Below are 20475 nucleotides of genomic sequence, written 5' to 3'. Positions count from 1 at the left end.
ACCGCATAGCGTCACTCGTCAACCATTGTCGGCCGAACGGAGAGGCAATTGTAAGTAGGCCCTATCTGTTGCCCCGGGTGGACCCAAGACGTCGAAACGCCTGTAGGGCGTGCGTGCCGCACCCGCCTGCCGCAGATCAACCAGCGGTTCGACCCAGTCCATCGCGCGCTTCTCGCGCTTACGTGGATCGTATTGTTGATTTTGCGGCGTTTGATTGCGGGTACCGCATCAAGGCTACCCATCCGGCGGGTCGCGGCTTGTCGCTGCAGTAAGCGGCCGGTCGTTCAGAGCCTGATCTGCCCATAGTTCGTGTTTGCCATTGCCAGGTGCCTATGCGGGATCAATGATGTGACATGGATTTCATGAAATGGCTGAGCTCGCCAACATAGCCGACATACCGAGGTGATTTAGCGTTCCCTGGAAGCGGCCAATCGTTCAACTGAGCAGAAGCGCGATTAGATGGAGGGTAGCACCTCGATAGCCAGTGTATGGGATCGTCAGGGACGCCAGATGGATCAATGCTCGTATCGACGTACCGGCGGTATCCATTGCCTGTAATATGCGAACGTGCCGATTGTAGGCCTTCCGGCCTTATCTCTCGCCGGCGCGAAGCGCGCGCGTTGTAGCGCGGCCCAGCACGTGGCTTGGTCGAGGTTCTCGTGGCCGCTTGATACGGTGATTTCACGATTAGAAACGCTGCCATCTGGACGGACGGTGAGGCGAAAGCTGGTTGTCCCTCCGACTTGCTCGCGGATCGCGCGCGAGGGGTAATCGTTTTGTGATTCCCAGCTGCGTGGCCCTCCAATCGGTTCCGAGGCGCGGCGAAGCGATTTCGCATGGACCACACCACTCGCAAGCAGGCCGCCGATTAGTAATGCCGCTTTCCACATTGAGGCCTCGTTGAACGGTGGCGGTGATTTCACTTATGCCTGACGCGCGAATCTTCACAATCTCCACGCTGTAACGATTGATCGACAGGGTCATCACAGTCGAGGACCTAGCCTGCCGTCCAGCCTTGCGCCTGGGGTTCGCTCCCGACCCCGGGACGGGCGCACAAGATGCAGCAGTTAAGGTGACATGAACGAAAGTGCCTCCAGATCGAAGTAAAATCCCGTCGCAATTCCGTTGTCAGCGCATTCAAGAATGGCAAGAGCATTGGCGGAGAAAGGAGCATATCGCGCGTTTCAAATTAGCAGTCGGCGCGGCCATATATTGACCGACATGCTGAGCCGCATGCCGTCAACAGACGGCATGGTTGATTGTATATTTTTGATTCGAGAGGTGCATCGTGCGACTTCCAGGAAAAAGTTTCGCCAATTTCCGTTTATTGCGATGCACTATATATATATCAGCATTTGTAATAATAGCGCTCATGATTTTCGAAATGCACTTAGTGTCGAGCAGCGAACGTATGATAAAAAGAAACTCTTTAGTTTCCACAATTGAGCTAGCTTGTAATTCAAAAAAATATTCATTGGTTATAATTAAAGAAAAAACTCTTTTCACACCCGGATGGTATGATTTCTATGCCGAACCGGGTTCCGTGACCACTGAAATTTTAAGCCAAGTTGCCCGATCGAAAGGGTTTCGGCCGGAATCGATGGAAACCCCTGCGATTATGGCAGTCGGCTACTTTGGAGATGCCAATGCGTTTGACTGCATATCGACGAAAATGAAACAAAAAGGATATGAAGGTCATTTCATTTTAAATGATGACTTAGAACACGGATTTGAGTGGGTAAATCAGGGGTAAGGTGATTCCGATGTCCGAGTTCCAGAGAAGTAATTTCAAGTTCTCCATTTCCGAAGATTTTGAACATCTTCGCCAACTTAGCCGCGGTTCACGGCGCCTCACGCGCTCCTTAAAAGCTGCCGTACGTTCACGTTGTTTCGAAGGAGCGATTTGGTCGCTTGACCGCCTATGCCGGGGCCGGTGTTCGCGCCCAGTTCTCTAGGAGTGGGCCGCGTCCCTCGGAATGTCGGCGAGGTACTTGTGGTCACGGATTTCGTCAGCAGGTGCGCTCGACCTTGCTCGACCCGATGCCAAGGAATTGATCCAAGACTTGGCCATAGTTCACAGTTACCGGGCTGCTGGCTTGTGCCGCGCGGTCGAGCAGGGCTTTCTGCCAAGTGGAATCAAGCTCCTGTCTCGACATTTCCCAAGCAAATTTAGAGCCTTCGACGTCAAGACGCGACACGTTCCATCCGATGATGCCGGAAGGCCTGCCCGTCACGACCTCGTTTCCTGATACAGGATCGGTCGCTCGTGTTTCGGTATCGCGTTTGGAAAGGATTGGCGCGTTGGTGGCATCGTCCCACCAGCCTTCCGCTTTCATCCTTGTTTCGAGCTGTTGCTTATATTCGTTCGCCGTGGTCACGACGAACCCGGCTTCCTTCGTCGAAAGCCTTATCGATGAATCGGGGCCTTCCGTTCGGCCGTAAGCGCCGCTGGTACTGGTCAGTTCTTGAAGCTGGTGCCAGGCAAACGAAGTGGATTTCTGATCCAAGAGGTCGGCGGAGAGTCCGCTCAGCATGGGATCGACTATGGTGGCGGGAGCCATGGAAGCGGCAGGCACTGGGCTGGCGGGGTCAGGCTTTGCCTTTGTTTGACCTGCGCTCGCAGTTTGCGATTGAGTTTTGCTGGTCCAGAGATTGCCGCTAAAGGTGGCTGCTCCGCTCAGGCCGCTCGTAAGCATAAACGCAAATCCCGAAATATATCCTTTCATCATCCATGAGATAATTTGGTAAACAAAATGAAAATATCGGGGGTGGGTAAGTCTAACTGGTCATATGAATTGATGCAAAAATGGATATGTTTGGTGCTATGACCGTTATTGTCCCTTATTTTCACAAGATATGAGTGACTTGAGTGACCTTGGTTGAAAGTTCGGTTTCGATCCGGTAGTTCCGTGGTTGCCAGCGGGTTGGGTGTGCTGCGCGTCAGATGCTGGACAAAGCTTTTCGCAATGGGGAGTTTGTTCCGCATTGGTGACTTTGTTGACGGTGGCCTGTCAGGCCTTGGACGAATTAACCGACGATATAGCCGACATAGCCGTCATTCGAGGCAGGTTCTGAGCACCCCAAAACCCGCCGATTACGCACTCGCAAACGAAGCTGGAAAACGGAGAGCACCACGGATACTGCTACTCCATGACTGGCACTTCGAAATCAGGATCACAGGCCGCTGTGGTGGCTGAGATTGGTTCGATGCGGTTCGACGCAGTTGGCCACTTTCTTGGCGATGGTGACTACAAGGCCGACCATCAAGGGGATTTTGTAGGGGCGTTCGCAGACTATTTGGAAGCGTGGTCGCTTCTGGCGACCCCCACTGCCCGATGGTTGGCTGGCTCTGGCATCTTGGACGCCATCGCGGAGTTTGCCACAAAATCGGGTATTGCTGATCTTCAGAAGGAAGCGGCCGCGCTCATCGCCGCGTACGACCAAGAGATCTCGCAGCGCATCGATAAAACCGATGCTCGGTAGCGCTGGTCCGCCTGCGCCGACAAACCCGCCGTTCCCAAACTAAAACCAGAGCTTTGTTAGCGGTCATCCGTTCATTTTATCGTAGCATGTCGATGCTGCCGCAAAGGCGGACGACCGCGTCTTAACCTTCCTCGCGCTCGCGAGAATAGTTTGACGATCTACGCGATCCTCTTCGAGCTTCGGACGTCCAATAAGGCGACCGAACTACAGGTGCCGCCCGCCGTGTACGCCTTCACGCAGGCCCGAGCATCGCCGACGCGGATTGGCAAACGATGTGGCATCAGTCGATCTAGCATTAAAGCTGGACGATTAAGCATAGTCGCGGGCGCGAAGCGCGATAGGTTTCCGCTGACGACGGCGGACAATGGATACCGCTGCAGGGAGAAGCAGGTGGATTGGTCGCTATCCGAGTTTCTGAATCTCATCGAGTTGCGCAGCCAAACCTGGTGCCATGTCGACATGGGGCGATCGGGCGGATTTCGGATACCGCATTCGGAAGGCGTACTGTTCTACGCGGCGCTCGGCGGTGCTGCACGCCTGTCCTGGGGCGTCGGGCAGAGTCTGGATTTGGAAGCAGGAGACGTCGCCATCCTCCTGTCGGGCGTCGCCCATACGATCCGATGCCCCGACAATGAGACCACGGAAGTCCTGACCTTTCTCGCGAGTGGCGAATACGTCGATGCTCCGATGACTTATGCCTTGGGAAAAGGAGTTTCGACGTGCCAGCTGCTGTGTGGCAGGCTCAAGGCAAGATGGCCGACCGCGAAAAGACCGCCGGGCCTTCCGCCGCTCCTGCGCTTCAAGGCGTCGGAGTGCTTCCTCGACCTCGCGGAGGTCTATCGCCTGTCCAAGGCCAGCGGCGGAACCTCGGTCCTTACCCGTGCCGCGATGCTGCTGTTTATCGCGGCCTTCCGCCAGCACCCGGCCTGCACGTCGATCTTTCGCGAATGCGGCTATCGCGAGCCGATCGCCCAGGCCATCAGCTTTATCGAGACCCATCCGTTCAACGAATGGACCGTCGGCCGTCTGGCCCACAAGGTGGGCATGGGTCGATCGAACTTCGCCATGCGCTTCACCGCCGACGTCGGCTGCACGCCGATGGCCTATGTCACCGAGCAACGGATGAAGCACGCCGCCGATTTTCTCAAGCGCACGGATCTCAAAATCGCGGAGATCGCCGAGCGCATCGGCTACCGGTCCGAATCCGCTTTCAGCCATCGCTTCAACGAATATTTCGGCGTCACCCCGGGCACCCTGCGCCACAACTACCGAGAAAAGCTGGTCGCGGCCCACTAGTGCAATCCTGGGGGCTAGGCAGCGCTCCGATACTTTCGGCTGGCTTCGACTCTCCTGAACGCGAGTGAGGCGAATACGGCCGCAGCGCAGAAGGAGAGCATGGCGCCTGCCATCATTGCCCCGTGCGGCCCATGCGTGCGGGCGATCGGTTCTGCCGCGAGGACGCCGAGCGGCGAGGCCAGATGATGTGTCGCCTTGAGAATGCCCACGGCCGATCCCTGGCGTGTCTGTGCCACCCTTTGCGACAGCGCGGTCATGACGTTGGGCATGAACCAGCCGATGCCGAAACCGAAGATCAGCATGCCCGAGACGATCCCGCCGATGCCCGAAGACAGCGACACGACGAGCATCCCCGTGCCGGTGCAGGCAAAGCTGAAGACGAAGGCCGCATAGCTCGAGACCCGTTTGCGCGACCAACCGAAGATCAACGACATCATTGCGCCGATCAGGGAGTCGGCCAGCATGATCATCGACAAGGTCGAGGGGCTGCTCAGGCCGACGTCCCGCGCAACGAAGGCGAGGTATACGGTCGGCAGATAGGTGATCGAGCCGACGGTCAGGGCGAGGGGGAGAAACCACAGCGGAAACCACTTGAATGGATTCCCGCGTGGCGCGCGATCGACTTCCTCAGAGTTTGCCACTGCCGGAACGATCCCGGGCAGGGCGATGGCCGCCAGACCTGAGACGGCGAGGCCGATCGCATAGATCGCGAAGGGCCAGCGCCAGCCGATCTCGCCCAGGACACCGATCAGAGGGAAGATGACCAAAGCCCCCAGCATCGCGGTCGCCATGTGGAAGCCCATCCACTTCGCGCGTTCGATGCCTTCGAGGCGGGTGTTGATCGTCGTCATGCTGATCGTGCCCATGCCGGCAGCTGCGAAACCGACGAAGAGCCGCGAACCGACCAGGGCATAGAGATTGTCTAGGTACAAACCCGCCGTCCCGGCTATGGCGAAGAGAAGGCCGTGAAGGATCAGCAGTGATCGCAGGCCGATCCGATCGATCAGAAAGCCGGTGAGCGGCGCGCCGACGACCATGGCCGCGCCGGCGAAGGGCACCATCATCTTGACGAGCAGCTTCTCGTTCTGCGTCACGGCGAGGGCGCGCTCGATTTCGGGGAGGACCGGCGCGATCGCTGCCATGGCAATCGCCACCATCAGCCCGCCCAGGAGCATGACGATGCGCACCGGGATCGTGATCGGCCGATCGGTCGCGGCCCCTCCCATCGCGTGGCCGCTCATCGTTCGCTTCCTCCCGCCAGATGCCGGGCGCTGCCGCTCGGACGCTGCAGCAGGATCGTGTGCCTGCGCGCGGAGAACAGCCATCGATCCGTGAAGCGGAAGCTGTCGCTGTATTCGCCGAACAGATCGATGCCGTCGGGGATCGTCACGGCGGACATGGCGCAGGTGCTCGACGCTTGGGTCCCATCTACCTCGACGATCAGGTTGTGGATCATCGGCAATATGCGCGCGTTGGGCGAGGTCGCTCCCGCGATATGGCCGATCACCGCATCGCGGCCTTCGAGGCGCTTGTGCAGTTTGAGGCTCATGTCGGCGGGATCGAGCACGTGCATCTCGAACACCGCGTCCTCGGTGAACAGAGCGCAGCAGGCTTGCCCTTCGCCCGATCGGACGTGGAGCGCATAGGTGTGGACGAGATCGGTGATGGCGGCACAATCCCGAAGATGGAAATCGTTCATCCTGGCTTCCGGCAATGTCTTCTCCCACGCTCGCCGCACGGTTCGCGATCGAGCGATGCGTGGGGCCGACACTAGGTCTTCCCGCTTCGGCGACCATGTGCCTAACGCCGTATCGACTGCTCGATCGTCTCTAGCACCGTGATCGTCTGAAATTCCTGCGGCAGCGTTCGGCCTTGCGCCCATGGCCTCGCCAAGCGGGGTTACCGCGCTATCAGTCGGTCGACAGGAGTAGGATATGAGCGACGAGGCAGCGACGGTCAGCGTGATGGAGATCAAGGCCATCACTGGCAAGGCCGAGAAGAGCACGCGGATGAAGCCGTTCCGCTACAAGGCCCCGGAAAACCCCAAGCGCGATCGCGCGCTGGTGCCCTTGGTGAAAACCCAGACGTTGCTCTCGATGGTCCAGGTTTTCCGCGGCGGCGGCGGCGAGCAGGAACTGCACATGCACACGGCCATGGATGGCTTCTGGTTCGTCCTTTCGGGACGCGCGCGCTTCTATGGAGAGGGGGACGAACTCGTGGCCGACCTCGGTCCGCACGAAGGGGTACTGGTGCCCGCCGGCGCCAAATACTGGTTCGAGGCGGGCGACTGCGAGCAGCTGGAGCTGCTGCAGGTGGAATCGATCGATCATCGCCTCAAGAACGAGGTGGTCTACTACGCCGATCGCACGCGCAGTGTGGTCGAGGTCTACGAGCCCGATGGCACGATCATCGCGCCCGGCGTGCGTCTGGGCGGCGGGTGACCGCCGGGTCAGGGAGCCTTGGGGTATTCGATCAGTTCGAACACTAGCCCGTCGAAGCCGTAGCAGTAGGCCGCTGAGAGCCCGTGGCCGCCCATTCCGCGCTGGACCGGATTGGCGGGCTCGAACCCATGGAGCTTCATCCGCGCGATGAAGGCCTCGATATCCTCGACGGCGAGAGCGACGTGCATGTGGCCGGGATCGCAGGGGCGGTGGTTGTCGGCCTGGCGCCCCTCGGGCGCGACATATTGCAGCAGCTCGAAGCGTTTGCCGCCGACCGAGGCCTGGCAAATGACGTTGCGCAGGCCCGGAAGTCCGACCACCGTGCCAATCCTGGGGTCGTCGTAGAGGTGAGGCTCGGTAACTTGCGCCCCCAGCACGTCGCGAAAGAAGGCGATCGCCCTCGTCATGTCCGAGACACTGATGCCGATATGGTCGATGTCGCAGACCAATCCCATGGCTATGGCTCCCTATCGAGCGTGAACACGGGCACCTTCATATCGCCGTGCGGCGTCCAGCCCAAGACGAGCCTGGCGCCGATCGCGACGGCCTCGGCTCGCGCGAGGATCGCCGCCATGATCCGGATGCCGCCCGCATCGGGAAATTCGACGAGACCGGGGATCACGAGCCGCCCGGGGCCGTCATCTGAAAGATCGCGCTGACGCACGATCGTGAAGCTGTAGAGCAAGGCGCGTCCTGCCGCTGCCCAATCGACCGCCTGCGATTGGCACTCAGGACAAAAGGGACCGGGCGGCCAGCGGAAAATCTGGCAGGAGGCGCAGCGCGGCAGGCGCAGCTCCCCGCGCGCGGTCGCATCCCAGAACGGCTGGGTCCAGGGATCGACCGGGATTTCGAGCCGCGAGATGTCGGGGGGCTGGGATAGCTCGGTCATGGTGTCAAACTCCCAGGATCGCCGCGCTCATCGGGATCGGCGCGGGGCCGCCGGTGACGAGGGCTAGGCTCGCGCCCGAGACCTGGTTGGTCGCGGTGCCGCGCAGCTGCTCGACCGCCTCGCGGATCTGCGTCATGCCGATGACGTAGCACTCGGACAGCTGGCCGCCGTGCGGGTTGACCGGAATGGCGCCTCCAGGCCGGATCGCGCCGCTTTCGACGAAGGGACCGCCTTCGCCCTTGCCGCAGAAACCGTAGTCCTCGAGCTGCATAACCACGAGCGGCGAGAAATGGTCGTAGAGCAGCGCCACGTCGATATCGGCCGGCGCGACGCCCGTCTCGCCATAGAGCCGTTCGGCGATCGCGCGAGCACCCGACGAGGCGAACAGGTCGTCGGGCTGGTTCATCCAGAAGAAGGCCCGTCCCCATTCGCGTTTGCCGCCATGGACCGCGCCCAGAATGTCCACGGGCTTTTGCCTGAGATCCCGCGCGCGTTCGGCGCTGGTCACGACGAAGGCCAGGGCCGCGTCGCTCTCGACGCAGAAATCATAGCGGCAGAGCGGATCGGCGAGCATCGGCGCCGCGAAGTAGTCCTCCAGCGTAATCTGCTTCTTGCGGATCGCCTCGGGCCGGCTCGCCGCATAGGCCCGCGAAGCCATGACGACTTCGGCGAACGCCTCGCGCCGGGTGCCATATGCGTGCATGTGTCGCCGGGCGAACAGGGCAAGGGACTGGCCCGGCCCGGTGAGGCCCGAGGTCAGCGAAAGCACCCCCTGCGGCGTCGTGGCGAGGCCCGCGAGCGACTGGCCATAGCGGCTGGCGATCTGCTGGCAGGCGCCGATGCAGATCACCGCCTTGGCCCTGCCGGTCTCGATCGCCATGGCGGCGAGGTCGAGCACGCCGGCCGATCCTCCCCCTTGTCCCGAGACCACCGCGGCGAAGTTCAGTTCGGGCAGGCCGAGCTGCTCGACGATCTGCGCGCCCTCGAAGCCGTAGGAATAGAAGGCCATCCCGTCGATGTCGCGCACCGACAGTCCGGCGTCGGCGACCGCCGCGAGGATAGCCTTGCCGATCATCTCGTAGATCGTCTGCGGCGCCGATTCCCCGCGGAAGTAGTAGGGCGTCGCGCCGATACCGGCGATCGACGCCCTCGGCCCTTTCCGGAGCCGGCTCGCGCGGTCGATCAAAGCTGGAAGCCGAATACGCGCACGGCATTGTCCTGCAGCGCCTTGCGTGCGTCCTCGGGCTTGAGGCCTTCGATCATCTTCGCCGCGACCTTGCGAGAATCCGGCCAGATCGTTGCCGAATGCGGATAGTCCGACGAGAACATCGTGAAGCTCGACAGCCAGGGCCACAGGCCCGTGCCGATCATCTGGTAGCCGGCATAGTCGTCGACGTTGGTCGTGAAGAGGTTCTTGCCGATGAAGTCGCTTGGCGGATGCTTGAGTTTCACGTCGAACCAGCTCGATTGGATCTCCCAATGGTGGTCGAGCGTCTGCACCCAGAACGGCGCCCAGCCGCAATCGACCTCGGCGCCGACCATCTTGAGATTGGGATAGCGATCGAACACGCCAGTGAAGATCAGGTAGGAGAAGGGCCGGATGCAGGAGAAATAGCGCGTGACGATGCCGCCGATCGAGACCTTGTCCGACTGGTAGAAATCCCAATCGGTCTTGTCGGGGGGGCCGCCGTGGTTGCGGTGCATGCACAGCGTCAGGTTAAGCTCGTCTGCGGCCGCGAACATCGGTTCGTAATGCGTCGGGTGATTGTACGGGATCGAGGGCGAGCCGGGAATGTACATGGCCCGCGCGCCCTTCCTCGCAACGCGGCGCATCTCGGCGACGCTCTCCTCGATTCCGACCTCGCAGGGCGCGATCGTCAGGCCACACAGACGCTTGGGATCAGCCGCCTGGAATTCGTCGAGGATCCAGTCGTTGTAGACCTGGATGCCGGTGAGGGCGACCTCCTTGTCCGGATTGGTGTAGAAGGCCGGCGTGAAGCCCGGATAGGTGACCGAGGCGTAGACGCCGTCGAGATCCATGTCCTTGAGGTGATCGGCGCCATCGTAGTTGCCGGTACGCAGCTGCTCGTAGCGCAGACCCGAGATGCGATAGTCCTTGCGATCGAACCCGGCCATCGCTTCGAGGCCATAGGTTCGCTTGGGCGGCGTCTTGCCGTCCATCGACCAGCCTTCGCCGCCATCGGCCCCCTCGATCACCCGTGGGGCCTTGTCCTTGAGGTGCTCGGGAAAGCGATCGACGAACAGGTTGCGCGGTTCGTTGATGTGGTTGTCCGCCGAGATGAGCTTGATGCCAAGCTCGGTCAGGGAATCGCGTTCGGCCAATTGCGTCGCCATCTCTATCTCCCGATATGCCGCGCGCGGTTTGCCGTCGCGCCGTTGTCGCTCATTCTAGGTCAGGCGGCGGCGCGGATACACATCGCGATACGCCGCAATCCGTCTCGATCGTCCTTATGTCGCGCCGGCCGGAGCACGGTCGCGCGCGGCAGCGGCCGGACCGAACGCAACCACGCGCGCTTCGGCCAGCCGCTCGATCGCGGCAGCGTCGTAGCCGAGACTGCCCAGCACCTGCCGCGTGTGCGAACCCATGGCCTCGTAGGGCTTGCCGGCCTCGCAGGGGGTATCGCTGAAGCGCACCACCGGTGCGTGGCGCCAGTATCGCCCGTCGGGCGCCTGGTCTCGAAAGACGTCGCTGCGAGTCATCGTCATGAAGCCGATCGCGCGGGGCTGCGGATCGGAATGGAGGAAGCGCACGTGCGAAGCGGCATCCGCGCGCACGCCGGCGATGCCGCGGTCGGTCAGAAACGCCTCCCAAGCATCGGCGGTACGCACGCGGAACACCGGCTCGAGCTCGGCAGCGAGGGCGTCGCTGTTGTCGATGCGCGCGCGCCAGGTCGCGAAGCGCGGATCGGTAGCAAGGTCGTCGCGATCGAGCGCGGCGCACAGGTCCGCGAACTCACCGTCGAACTGTGCTGCGACGAAGAGCCAGCCATGGGCCGTCTCGTAGAGCCGATAGGTCGCCTCGAGCCCGAGCTGGTCCTGGTCAGGCACGCGGCGGGCGGGCTTTCCCTCATAGCTGAAGGCATCGTCCGAATTGCAGTAGACGTTCGAATTCATCATCGATGTCTCGACGTACTGTCCCTTGCCGGTGAGCACTTTGGCCGCGAGGCCCAGCATCATGCCGGTAGCGACGCCGCTACCGGCGATGGGGTCGGGTGACTGGTCGCCCTTGGGCCGGTTGCCTGCCCCCGACTGGAACACGGAATTCCCCGAGAATGCCCCCATCGTCGGATTGAAGGCCGCGCGAAAACGATCGGGGCCAACCGAGCCGTAGGAGCCGGCATAGACGTAGACGAGATCGGGCTTGATCGCCTTGAGCGTCTCGTAGTCGATGCGCAGCCGCTCGGGCGCGCCCGGCCGGTAATTGTGCATGACGATGTCGGCCTGCCGAACGAGGTCGTAGAAGATCTGCAGCCCCTCCTCGCTCTTGAGGTTCAGGCAGATGTTCTCCTTGCCCTGGAAGGCGCGGATCATGTTTTCATTGGTCGGCATGCGGCGATAGGGATCGCCCGACAAGGGCTCCACCTTGATCACCCGCGCGCCGAGATCGGCGAGCAGCGCGCCGGCGAAGGGTGCTGCGAGCCAGCTGGCGCATTCGAGCACCGTTATTCCCTCGAGCGGCCGCTTGGGATCTCCGCCTCGCGGCTCGACCTTCGGCTTGGGGAGGGGGAGGCGGGCGAGCACGGCTTGCGTGTGCTCACCGGGCAAAGGCGCAGCCTTGCCTATTTGGGCAGGCGTCTGGCTCATCTTGGCGAAAGCGCCCAACTGTTTCATCCGGCCGACACGCGGGTCGTCAATCTCGACGATATGGCCGTTCGCGACGAACTGTTCGTGGCTCAGCGCCTCTTGCGTCGTCTGCATGGTCTCCCCGGCGCAGTCCGGGCTTGCGCGATAGATTTCCCGCCACTCCTGCGCGGTCTTTTCCCTGAAGCGCTCGAAGATCTGGAGGTTGAGCGCGATGCGATCGTCGTGGTCGGGTATGTTCGGTGCATTGCGGTAGCGGTCGTCTTCCCGGATCCACGAGAAGCCTATTGTGTCGATCCAGGCATCGAACAGATCCTGCTGGATGTGCGAATGCATGACCCAGCGACCATCCTTGGTCTCGAGGCAGATCTGGCTCGGATTGGCGGTCTGGGGATCGGATTCATGGCGGTCCGCGGTCAGTTCGCCGCGCGCGACGGCTTCCTTCGAAAGCTCGCCCGGATAGAGATCTGCAGGAATGTCCTGCTCGTCGAACAGGCGCCAGTTGTTGTTGGGCGCGCTGGCGCCCGAGAGGAGGGTGCCTTCAAGCTTCTGTCCCTTGCCCGACATCGACCGGACCCTGAGCGCGGCGACCAAAGCCTGCAGCGTGAACATCGCGGTATGGTAGGACAGGTCGTTCACCGCCCGGAAGGTCGGGCGCAGCTTCTGCCAGCCGATCTGGTCGCGCATGCGCCCCGAGCGGGCGTTGACGATGCCGTCGTAGAGCTTGAGGTCCTTGAGCGGCCCCTCCTGTCCGAAGGTGGTCAACGCGTGGTAGATCAGCGCGGGATTGGCGCCGCGCAGATCTTCGAAGCCGAGCCCGAGTTCGACCGCCTTGCCGGGGCCCAGGCTCTCGATGAAGATGTCGGCGCTCTCGGCGATCTGCCGCGCGTGGGCGCGGCCTTCCGCGCTCGACCAGTCGGGCGCGACGCTCTGCTTGCCGCGCTGCCACAGCAGGTAGGCCGGATGATCCCACATCGGATCGCCGCCCGGCGGCTCGAGCCGGATGACCTCGGCGCCGAAATCGGCCAGGATCATCGTTACCAGCGGGCCCGCCATGCCCTGCGTCAGGTCGACGACGCGAATGTTCTCGAATATCTGGGTCACTGCCTCGTTCCCGAATGCGCCGCCTGATGACGGCTCTCGTCTTGTGCCGCCAAGACTAGGGGTGACCCGGCCCCTCGCCAACGCCGCGAGGCTCTCCAAATCCTGTTGGATCATCCAGCCCGGGGCGGCCGGGCGAAAGCGATCATCGAGACGATCCGGCCTTGCGCGTTCACCAGGAAGTGATCGACCGAGACCAGCACGAAGCGCTCCTCGCCGCCGATCGCCGTGCGCAGCGCCAAAGAGACCATGCATTCCTCCTCGCCGCCCAGATAGGAGACGGCGACGATCCGCGGTTTCATGGCACCGATCCGCTTGGCGTAGAATTCGTCGATCTGGGCGCGGCCGTGCAGCGTGGGCCGCATCGGCTCGAGGAAGGTCGCGTCGTCGGCATAGAGCGCTGCGACCCCGGCATAGTCGCCGGCATTGATCAGCTCGACGTAGCGGCGCGCGACTTCGCAGGCGCGCCCCGGTGGCACGCTGGGCTCTCGCGGCGCGCGAAGGAATACGTCCGAGCCGGGATGGGCTGGGTCGAGCTCTCCCCCTGGGACGATCATGCGCGATTGTGCCATGCCAACTCCTGTAAAACCGAGGCATCCGGCAAGGACGGCCCCGAGCGCTGCCGATCTCTTCATGCCTCTGGGCTCCTGTCCATTCCGGCCGGCGTGCGCGCCGCCTCGAATATCTGCGCGCCCTGCGGCCCGGCGATGAGTTCGGGTACGAGCGCGCCGGGCCGGGCGATCAAGACGTCGTTCCGCGCGAGCGGGCGATCTGCGAGCATCGCGCTTCCTTCGAGCACGAACAGCCCATGCCAGTCGCCGCGACGGCCGGCGGGAAGCGTCTCGCCCGCGGCCAGGACCGTATGACCGATCACGCCTCGCCGCGGATCGCCGGCCTGGCCCAGATCCCAGCGTGCGCCGGGCTCAAGCCGGCCCTTGATCAGCCCTTCGACGCCGTCGACCGGCAGCGACATGCGGCCGTCGTTGCGGCGATTTAGCGCCGAGCGTTCCTTGAATGCGTGCACACCGCCTTGCAGCGTGGGGTGATCGCGATATTCGGGTGAATAGCCGCCCGCATGGGTCGCGAGGTCGGCGAATACCTCGAACATCTGACAGCCCGAGGGTCCGATCAGCAGCGGCCCATATTCCACGCCGTCGGCCGAGATCAGGACGTCGCCCTTTTCCATCCACCAGTCGCCGATCATGCAGGTGCCCTCGAGGATCACCACGGCGATCCAGCAATCGTGCCAGTGCAGCGGCCAGTATTGGTTGGCGGGCAGACGGATGTCGGGGATCAGCATCTGGAAATCGGAAGTCGCGTCGCCGAGCAGCCAGGCATCGGTCCAGACGCGCCCGCCGGGAAAATCGATCAGGACCTCACCGTTGGGGCCGTCACGTCCTCCCGGCTGTATCCGGTCGAGCCAGATCCCCGGAGCGATCTGCACGGGCGCCGGTTTCTCGAAAACGATCGAACGCGGCTGGCTTTGCATGCCGAATTTGGGCGCGCTGTCGGTAACGGTCATCCACGTCCCTTTATCCTCAGACCCCGCATCGATCGTGCGCGTGATCGCAGAATAGCCATCGTCCAAGCATCTGCGAAATGCTTCGAATTCCGATCGACTGCTCGATCGTCCGCAAATTATCGTGGCGATTGCAAAACCGCGGAAGTCTCCCGTGGCTGCTGCAAAGTACGATCCTTCTGCTGGTGCATCCGGACCGGCCGCGGGAACCTTGCTAACGAATTTCGCCTTCGCCACCCGCTGCAGATCAGAAAGAAAAACCGCTGGCGGCAGGAGCGACGAACTTTCGTCTTTCTCTCGCCCGGAAGGTTGAAAACGGGAGGGATCTATGAATTCGACTACCAAATTCTCGCTGTTGCTGGCGAGCGCGCTGCCTGCCCTGATGGCCACGCCCTCCTACGCGCAGAACGCCGAGACCGACGCGAGCGAAGACGGCGCGATCATCGTCACGGCGAGGCGCGTCGAGGAACGCCTGCAGGATGTGCCGATCTCGATCACGGTGTTCAGCCAGCAGCAGCTCGACAACCGCAACATCACCACGGCCAGCGACCTGGGTACCTATACTCCGTCGCTGACCTCCAATAGTCGTTTCGGCCCGGACAAGTCGTCCTTCACCATCCGCGGCTTCAACCAGGACAGCAACACGTCTCCGACCGTTGGCGTCTATTTCGCCGACGTCGTGGCGCCGCGCGCCGCGGCCGGCACGCCATCGGGCAATGGCGCAGGCCCAGGCAGTTTCTTCGACCTGCAAAACATTCAGGTGCTCAAGGGGCCGCAAGGAACGCTGTTCGGTCGCAACACCACCGGTGGTGCGATCCTGCTGGTTCCCAAGAAGCCCACGGCCGATTTCGAAGGCTATGTCGAAGGCTCGGTAGGAAACTACGATTTGATACGCGGTCAGGCGGTCATCAACATTCCGCTTGCCGACACCTTCCGCGTGCGTCTCGGCGTCGACCGGCAGAAGCGCGATGGCTATCTCCACAACCGTTCCGGCGTCGGGCCTGATCGCTATGCGGACTCCAACTATCTGGCGCTTCGCCTCTCAGTGGTCGGCGAGCTGACGCCTGACCTCGAGAATTACACGATCGCCACCTATACGCGATCGAATACCAACGGCTTCTCGTACAAGCTGGCCTCCTGCCAGCGGAACCCCGCACTTCGCACCGGCCGCGCTGCTCTGACCGCGCCGCTGGCCTGTACCCAGATCGACCGGCAGGCAGCGCGTGGCGACGGCTATTATGATATCGAATCGCCCGCGCCAGACCCGCTCAACTTCCTCGAGCAGTGGCAGGTCATCAACACGACGACCTGGCGGGTGAACGACGCGCTGACGGTGAAGAACATCGCCAGCTACAGCGAATTTCGCGAGCGCGTGCGCTACAGCATCGGTGGCGAGTTCTTCATCCCGGCAACTGGCCCGAGCGCTGGCCGCGGTGTCTCGGCGACTATCCTCAACAATGCGCCGAACCAGGAAACCGCAGCGCAGTCGACATTCACGAACGAACTCCAGCTGCAGGGGCAGCATGGCAACCTGACCTGGCAGACTGGCGCCTATTACGAGCAGAGCGAGCCGCTGAGCACCGGCAACACCTCCTATTCGCAATCCTTCATCGAGTGCAGCGACGTCTTCACTCTGCAATGCGTCAACTCGATCCCCGGCCTGTCGGGCGTCAGCCTTGTCTACAACAAGGTCGCTTTCCGGAACATCGGGTTCTACGGACAAGGCACCTACAAGTTCAGCGACAAGTTCGCGGTGACCGCGGGGCTGCGCTACACGATCGACCGAACCACAGGGTCGGGGCGGCGCATCCAGGTGACGTTCCCGACAGCCAATACCCCGCGCGGCGTCTGTGCCAATCCGGCCCTTCCGGTCGGAGCTCCGGGCAGTGTCACGCTCGAGCCGGCCCGTTGCGAGCTCGGCGGCTTCGTCCAGGAATCGAAGCGCCCGACATGGCTGATCGATGCCGAATACAAGCCGAGCGAAGACATCCTGCTCTACGCGAAATATACCCGCGGCTACCGCCAAGGCGGCCTCAATCCGAGCATCATCGGACTGGAGACATGGAATCCCGAAAAGGTCGACACCTACGAACTGGGTGCGAAGACGAGCTTCAACGGCAGGGACTTCTCAGGCTTCGTCAACCTCGCCGGCTTCTACAACAACTTCACCGACCAGCAGTTGACCACGACCGCAGTCGGGCGGGTTCCCGGTATCGCCGGCACGCAAGTCGTCATCAACGCCGGCAAATCGCGCCTCTGGGGCATCGAGGCGGACGGGTCCATGACCCCCTTCCGCTCGCTGCAGCTCGATGTGGGCTACGCCTATCTCAATACGAAACTGCAGGAGTTCGTGCTCCCGCCGTTGCCGGCGAACTCGCCCTATAGTGCGCCTATTCCCCTGACCGTGGGCAATGACCTGCCGCTCAGCCCGCATCATCGGATTACGGGGACGCTCACCTACACGCTGCCGCTCGACGAGAGCATCGGCCGTCTGTCGATCGGCGCGACCTATACCTACACGAGCCGGCAGATCGCCAGTGACTCCAGCCCGCTCGGGCTCCTGCCCAAGCAGGAACTGGTCAATCTCAACCTGAACTGGGCATCGGTCGCGGGCCTGCCGCTCGACGCGTCTTTCTTCGTCACGAACCTGACGAAGGAAAAGTTCTATCTGAACGTCACCAACAACTTCGCCAGCGGCGGCTACGAGGCGATCGCCCCGAACCAGCCCCGAATGTACGGCATAAGGCTGCGCTACCGTTTCGGCATGTGAACCAGACGACCGGTTTTTATTCCCACGGTCGTTTGAAATTGCGCCGGAATTCCCCTGGGGTTCCGGCGACTTCTTTTGCGGTCACGAAAAGGGCGCCGGAAGCACCGGCGCCCTTGTTGTCTGCAGCTAAGCCGTCGGATCAGTAGAAATTGCGCCGCAACACCGTGGCCCGGCCATCTTCTCGCGCCATCGCCATGACATGCGCGCCGGGAAAGGCGATGCGCTCCAATTCGGACGTCGGCACACGCGGCCGGGGGTTCATGTCGCGGATAAAGGTGTCGTCATCGACGTGCACTGTACGAAGGTCGCCGGCATCGGTCCTGATCGTGACGTCACCGCCCTCGACCTTTTCTACAGCGCCGATGACAGGCTGCGGTGCCCAGGCTGGGATCGCTCGGACGTCGAGCGACATTCGGATTTCGTTCGAGGGATTGGGCAGGGTCGCGTGCGCGGTCAGGTAGTTGAAGATCAGAACGTCGCCGACGCGGTAGTCCGCCGCGCGCCAAGCGTTATCGGCGATCACGCCAGCTGGAATGTCATAGCCATCGTCGCTCTCGACGTGGAGCACGCCCCGGCTGTGCGTTCCCGGCGCGACAGCGAAACTCCCCGAGCGCATGTCGACATCCCGGATCGGCATCCAGCAAATCGCAAACTGGATGCCCTCGTTGAAGAATCCGTCCTGATGGCGACCGGCGAACAGGTCCTGGCCCTCAATGACGGGGCCGCTCGGCATGCCGTTGCGATGCGCCGCGATTGGGATCCAGACGGGATCCGCATCGAAAACGTCGCGCAGGATGGCGTTGAGTTCTGGCTGCTTGACGATCTCGTGCCAGACGGGGGTGCCCAAGGCATCTATAGGGCGCCGCGTCTTGGGCTGTTTGCCGGTCCAGGCCGGAACCTCCTGCGCGGGATCGATCAGGTCTTCGGCCGCGAGGGCGCCGCGATACTTCTCGCGTGCCCAGGCGATCAGGTCCTCGTCCATCACGCCGCGCAGGAACAGGACACCGTCCTCTTCCCAGCGCGCGCGCAGTGCCTCGGGCTTGCCGATCAGCGGAGTACTGTCGATCAGAGGTGCGACATCGATCATTTTATCGTCCTGTATCTGTTGCTTGGCCAGATCACTTCGTGGTCAGTTTAAGCTGCAAGCGTGAAAGCCCGCGAATGAGGAAGCTCGGCTCATAGTCGAGACGGTGGTTGCCTCGAGGGCCGTGCACGGCTTCGTCGAGTTCGATCTGCCGGGTATGGGCAAGGAATCGCTCGAGAATCATGCGCACCTCTACCCGCGCGAGCGGAGCGCCCGCGCAGACATGTGCGCCGCGGCCGAAAGCGACATGTTCCTTCACTTTGGGACGGCCAAGAACCAGCGCGTCCGGGCGTTCCCATCGCCGTGGATCGCGGTTCGCCGCGGCGAGGGCGACAAAGATTCGGTCGCCCGGACGGACTTCCAAGCCGGCGATCATCGTCTTGCGGCGCACGAGGCGGGCGGTCATCTTGGACGACCCCTCGAGCCGAAGCACTTCTTCGATGAGATCGGGGATCTGCGCGGGATCGTCGCGCATGGCCTGTTGCAGCTCGGGCCGCTCGACCAGGTATCGCATGGTGTTGCCGAGCAATTTGGCGCTCGTGTCCTGCCCGGCGCCGAACAGGAAGGTTGCAAGCCGAACGATTTCGGCGACCTCGGGCAGGGACCCGTCGGGAAAGGTGGCGGCGGCCAGTTCCGAAAGTATGTCGTCGCGCGGCGCCGCGCGACGGCCGGCGACATATTCGGCGAAATAGCGGCCCATGATGACCAAAGACTGACCGCGCAGCTTCAAGTCCTCGGGATCGAGGCTGCCCGGTGGCGGTCCGGACTTGATCGCTTCCATGAAGATCGATCGGTCCTCGGCGGGTACGCCGAGCAGATCGGCGATAACCAACGTGACGAAGGGCGTGGCGATGTCGCCGATGAGGTCGCACCCGCCCCGTGCAACCGCGTCACGCGCGAGCTCGTCGGCGAATTCGGCGATGAAACGTTCGTTGGCCTTGAGCCGGCTCGGCGTGAACAGCCGGTTGATCAGGGACCGGGAAAACGTATGCTGATCGTCGTCATAGGCGACGAGGTGGGTGCCGCCATAGAACGTGCCGCGGTGCGCCTCGATTTGGGCGGTTATGTCGTCGCCGTCGGGTTCGAAGGCGAGCGGCACGTTCGGGCCCTGCGGAGCGTTTGCGGACGAGAAATCGGCCGTGTTGCGCAGCACTTCGAGTGACTCCTCGAAACCTGTGACGACGACGATGCCATCCGACCGGCGCTGGACCGGCCCTCCTTCACGGACAGCTTCGAAATAGGAATAGGGATCGACGAGAATGGCGTGATCCGTGAAGTAGTCACGCTGGGCTAGGGTTGTCATGGCGCTCCGGCTCTGTGCTTTGAGCGAGCGGTCTAGCGCGAGGCGTTGCTCGGACCACGTCGCGAGCCCCCGAAATTTCGTCGCGAACGTCCTACTTTGCGATGCGCGTGATTTTGCGCCGGCAAACCCGCCTGACAGGTTTTCTGCGACTGAACGCGCCAACATTTCGGCCGTTCAGCATGCCAATTTCGAGCCCTGAAAGCGGAAATTTGTTCAGGCGGTGTCCGTACGCACCACATGATGGTGCCGATCCACGCCTTACGCGAAGATTTCGGCATCGATTGGCCGCGCTCGGCCCATTCGCCGCAGCACAGCAATGTAGATCACGGCTATAGCGGCGCCGGATAGCGCGAAGATCGGAAGCTGAGAAATTGGAACACCGCGCATATGCGGACTCCAAATCGGAGCGATGCCGATGCCGGTGGCGATGCCAGCAAACAAGCAGAGCCAGTTCGATGCGGTCGTGCCCCGCCGTATAACCGGCCATAGCACCGATAGGACGACAGCGGCGGATGGTAGGGCGCTGATCATAACGCCCAGCCAACACGCCATGGCAAGTAGTGCTATTGGTGCTCCCAACGGACGACCGGATGCGGCGACGGCCAGGCCGGCAGTCCAGCAGGCGGTCACTGCCGCGCTGCCGAGCGTTGCAGCTGCTAGGACAGCAAGAACATGCTGTCCAAAGTGGACAGGGCGAGCAAACGGCATGACGTGACTGTATTGCCTCACCCCTTAAGTTCCCCTTCACGCGCTTGCCAAAACCGCCG

At 62.3% G+C, this 20475-nt stretch carries 18 protein-coding genes; 5 read left to right on the top strand and 13 right to left on the bottom strand.

Annotated features, from left to right (window positions below; all coding sequences use genetic code 11):
- Positions 1-515 precede the first annotated feature (515 nt).
- A complete protein-coding gene (locus WG901_RS23805) occupies positions 516-890 on the bottom strand; it encodes an energy transducer TonB (protein ID WP_417603974.1) in 375 nt (124 codons plus the stop codon).
- A 482-nt stretch (positions 891-1372) separates the two neighbouring features.
- Between WG901_RS23805 and WG901_RS22905 the strand changes: the two genes are divergently transcribed.
- Positions 1373-1753 (top strand): hypothetical protein, encoded by a 381-nt coding sequence (locus WG901_RS22905; RefSeq protein WP_339589463.1) that lies wholly within the window; start codon positions 1373-1375, stop codon positions 1751-1753.
- 256 nt (positions 1754-2009) lie between these two features.
- On the opposite strand, the gene WG901_RS22900 is transcribed toward WG901_RS22905, so the two are convergent.
- Positions 2010-2729: a hypothetical protein gene (locus WG901_RS22900; protein ID WP_339589462.1), complete on the bottom strand. Its 720-nt coding sequence runs from the start codon at positions 2727-2729 to the stop codon at positions 2010-2012.
- Positions 2730-3150: 421 nt separating this feature from the next.
- Here WG901_RS22900 and WG901_RS22895 point away from each other — a divergent pair, with 421 nt between their 5' ends.
- Both WG901_RS22895 and WG901_RS22890 read left to right on the top strand, forming a co-directional pair.
- A complete protein-coding gene (locus tag WG901_RS22895) occupies positions 3151-3483 on the top strand; it encodes a hypothetical protein (RefSeq protein ID WP_339589461.1) in 333 nt (110 codons plus the stop codon).
- Between the two features lie 150 nt (positions 3484-3633).
- On the top strand, positions 3634-4779 hold the full coding sequence (locus WG901_RS22890) for an AraC family transcriptional regulator (protein WP_339589460.1): 1146 nt from the start codon (positions 3634-3636) through the stop codon (positions 4777-4779).
- 14 nt (positions 4780-4793) lie between these two features.
- Here the strand turns inward: WG901_RS22890 and WG901_RS22885 are convergent, their stop codons facing one another.
- Complete coding sequence (locus WG901_RS22885) at positions 4794-6020, bottom strand: MFS transporter (protein WP_339589459.1); 1227 nt, start codon at positions 6018-6020, stop codon at positions 4794-4796.
- Positions 6017-6478, bottom strand: a complete 462-nt coding sequence (locus WG901_RS22880) for a nuclear transport factor 2 family protein (RefSeq protein ID WP_339589458.1) — start codon at positions 6476-6478, stop codon at positions 6017-6019. Before WG901_RS22880 ends, WG901_RS22885 begins: the two co-directional genes overlap by 4 nt.
- Positions 6479-6713: 235 nt before the next feature.
- On the opposite strand from WG901_RS22880, the gene WG901_RS22875 reads away from it, so the two are divergent.
- Positions 6714-7220 carry a cupin domain-containing protein gene (locus WG901_RS22875; RefSeq protein ID WP_339589457.1) on the top strand — a complete coding sequence of 169 codons (507 nt, stop codon included), beginning with the start codon at positions 6714-6716 and terminating at the stop codon, positions 7218-7220.
- Between the two features lie 8 nt (positions 7221-7228).
- Here WG901_RS22875 and WG901_RS22870 read toward each other — a convergent pair whose 3' ends face one another.
- The 7 genes from WG901_RS22870 to WG901_RS22840 all read right to left on the bottom strand — a co-directional run bounded on the left by WG901_RS22870 (position 7229) and on the right by WG901_RS22840 (position 14941).
- Entirely contained in the window at positions 7229-7675 is a 447-nt protein-coding gene (locus tag WG901_RS22870; protein WP_339589456.1) for a VOC family protein, read from the bottom strand.
- Between the two features lie 2 nt (positions 7676-7677).
- Positions 7678-8109 carry a Zn-ribbon domain-containing OB-fold protein gene (locus WG901_RS22865; RefSeq protein ID WP_339589455.1) on the bottom strand — a complete coding sequence of 144 codons (432 nt, stop codon included), beginning with the start codon at positions 8107-8109 and terminating at the stop codon, positions 7678-7680.
- A gap of 4 nt (positions 8110-8113) precedes the next feature.
- Positions 8114-9295 carry a thiolase C-terminal domain-containing protein gene (locus WG901_RS22860; RefSeq protein WP_339589454.1) on the bottom strand — a complete coding sequence of 394 codons (1182 nt, stop codon included), beginning with the start codon at positions 9293-9295 and terminating at the stop codon, positions 8114-8116.
- Entirely contained in the window at positions 9292-10464 is a 1173-nt protein-coding gene (locus WG901_RS22855; RefSeq protein WP_339589453.1) for an amidohydrolase family protein, read from the bottom strand. Before WG901_RS22855 ends, WG901_RS22860 begins: the two co-directional genes overlap by 4 nt.
- 114 nt (positions 10465-10578) lie before the next feature.
- A complete protein-coding gene (locus WG901_RS22850) occupies positions 10579-13035 on the bottom strand; it encodes a CaiB/BaiF CoA transferase family protein (protein WP_339589452.1) in 2457 nt (818 codons plus the stop codon).
- Positions 13036-13145: 110 nt separating this feature from the next.
- Positions 13146-13604, bottom strand: a complete 459-nt coding sequence (locus WG901_RS22845) for a nuclear transport factor 2 family protein (RefSeq protein ID WP_339589451.1) — start codon at positions 13602-13604, stop codon at positions 13146-13148.
- A gap of 59 nt (positions 13605-13663) precedes the next feature.
- Positions 13664-14941 (bottom strand): hypothetical protein, encoded by a 1278-nt coding sequence (locus WG901_RS22840; protein ID WP_339589450.1) that lies wholly within the window; start codon positions 14939-14941, stop codon positions 13664-13666.
- On the opposite strand from WG901_RS22840, the gene WG901_RS22835 reads away from it, so the two are divergent.
- Positions 14880-17321 carry a TonB-dependent receptor gene (locus WG901_RS22835; protein ID WP_339589449.1) on the top strand — a complete coding sequence of 814 codons (2442 nt, stop codon included), beginning with the start codon at positions 14880-14882 and terminating at the stop codon, positions 17319-17321. The genes WG901_RS22840 and WG901_RS22835 overlap by 62 nt on opposite strands.
- 139 nt (positions 17322-17460) lie before the next feature.
- Here the strand turns inward: WG901_RS22835 and WG901_RS22830 are convergent, their stop codons facing one another.
- Positions 17461-18408 carry a phytanoyl-CoA dioxygenase family protein gene (locus tag WG901_RS22830; protein WP_339589448.1) on the bottom strand — a complete coding sequence of 316 codons (948 nt, stop codon included), beginning with the start codon at positions 18406-18408 and terminating at the stop codon, positions 17461-17463.
- A 31-nt stretch (positions 18409-18439) separates the two neighbouring features.
- Positions 18440-19873 carry a cytochrome P450 gene (locus WG901_RS22825; protein ID WP_339589447.1) on the bottom strand — a complete coding sequence of 478 codons (1434 nt, stop codon included), beginning with the start codon at positions 19871-19873 and terminating at the stop codon, positions 18440-18442.
- Positions 19874-20475 lie beyond the last annotated feature (602 nt).

This window comes from Novosphingobium anseongense (assembly GCF_037482895.1).
GTDB lineage: Bacteria > Pseudomonadota > Alphaproteobacteria > Sphingomonadales > Sphingomonadaceae > Novosphingobium > Novosphingobium anseongense.
This window is presented reverse-complemented; position numbering and strand designations above follow the sequence as displayed.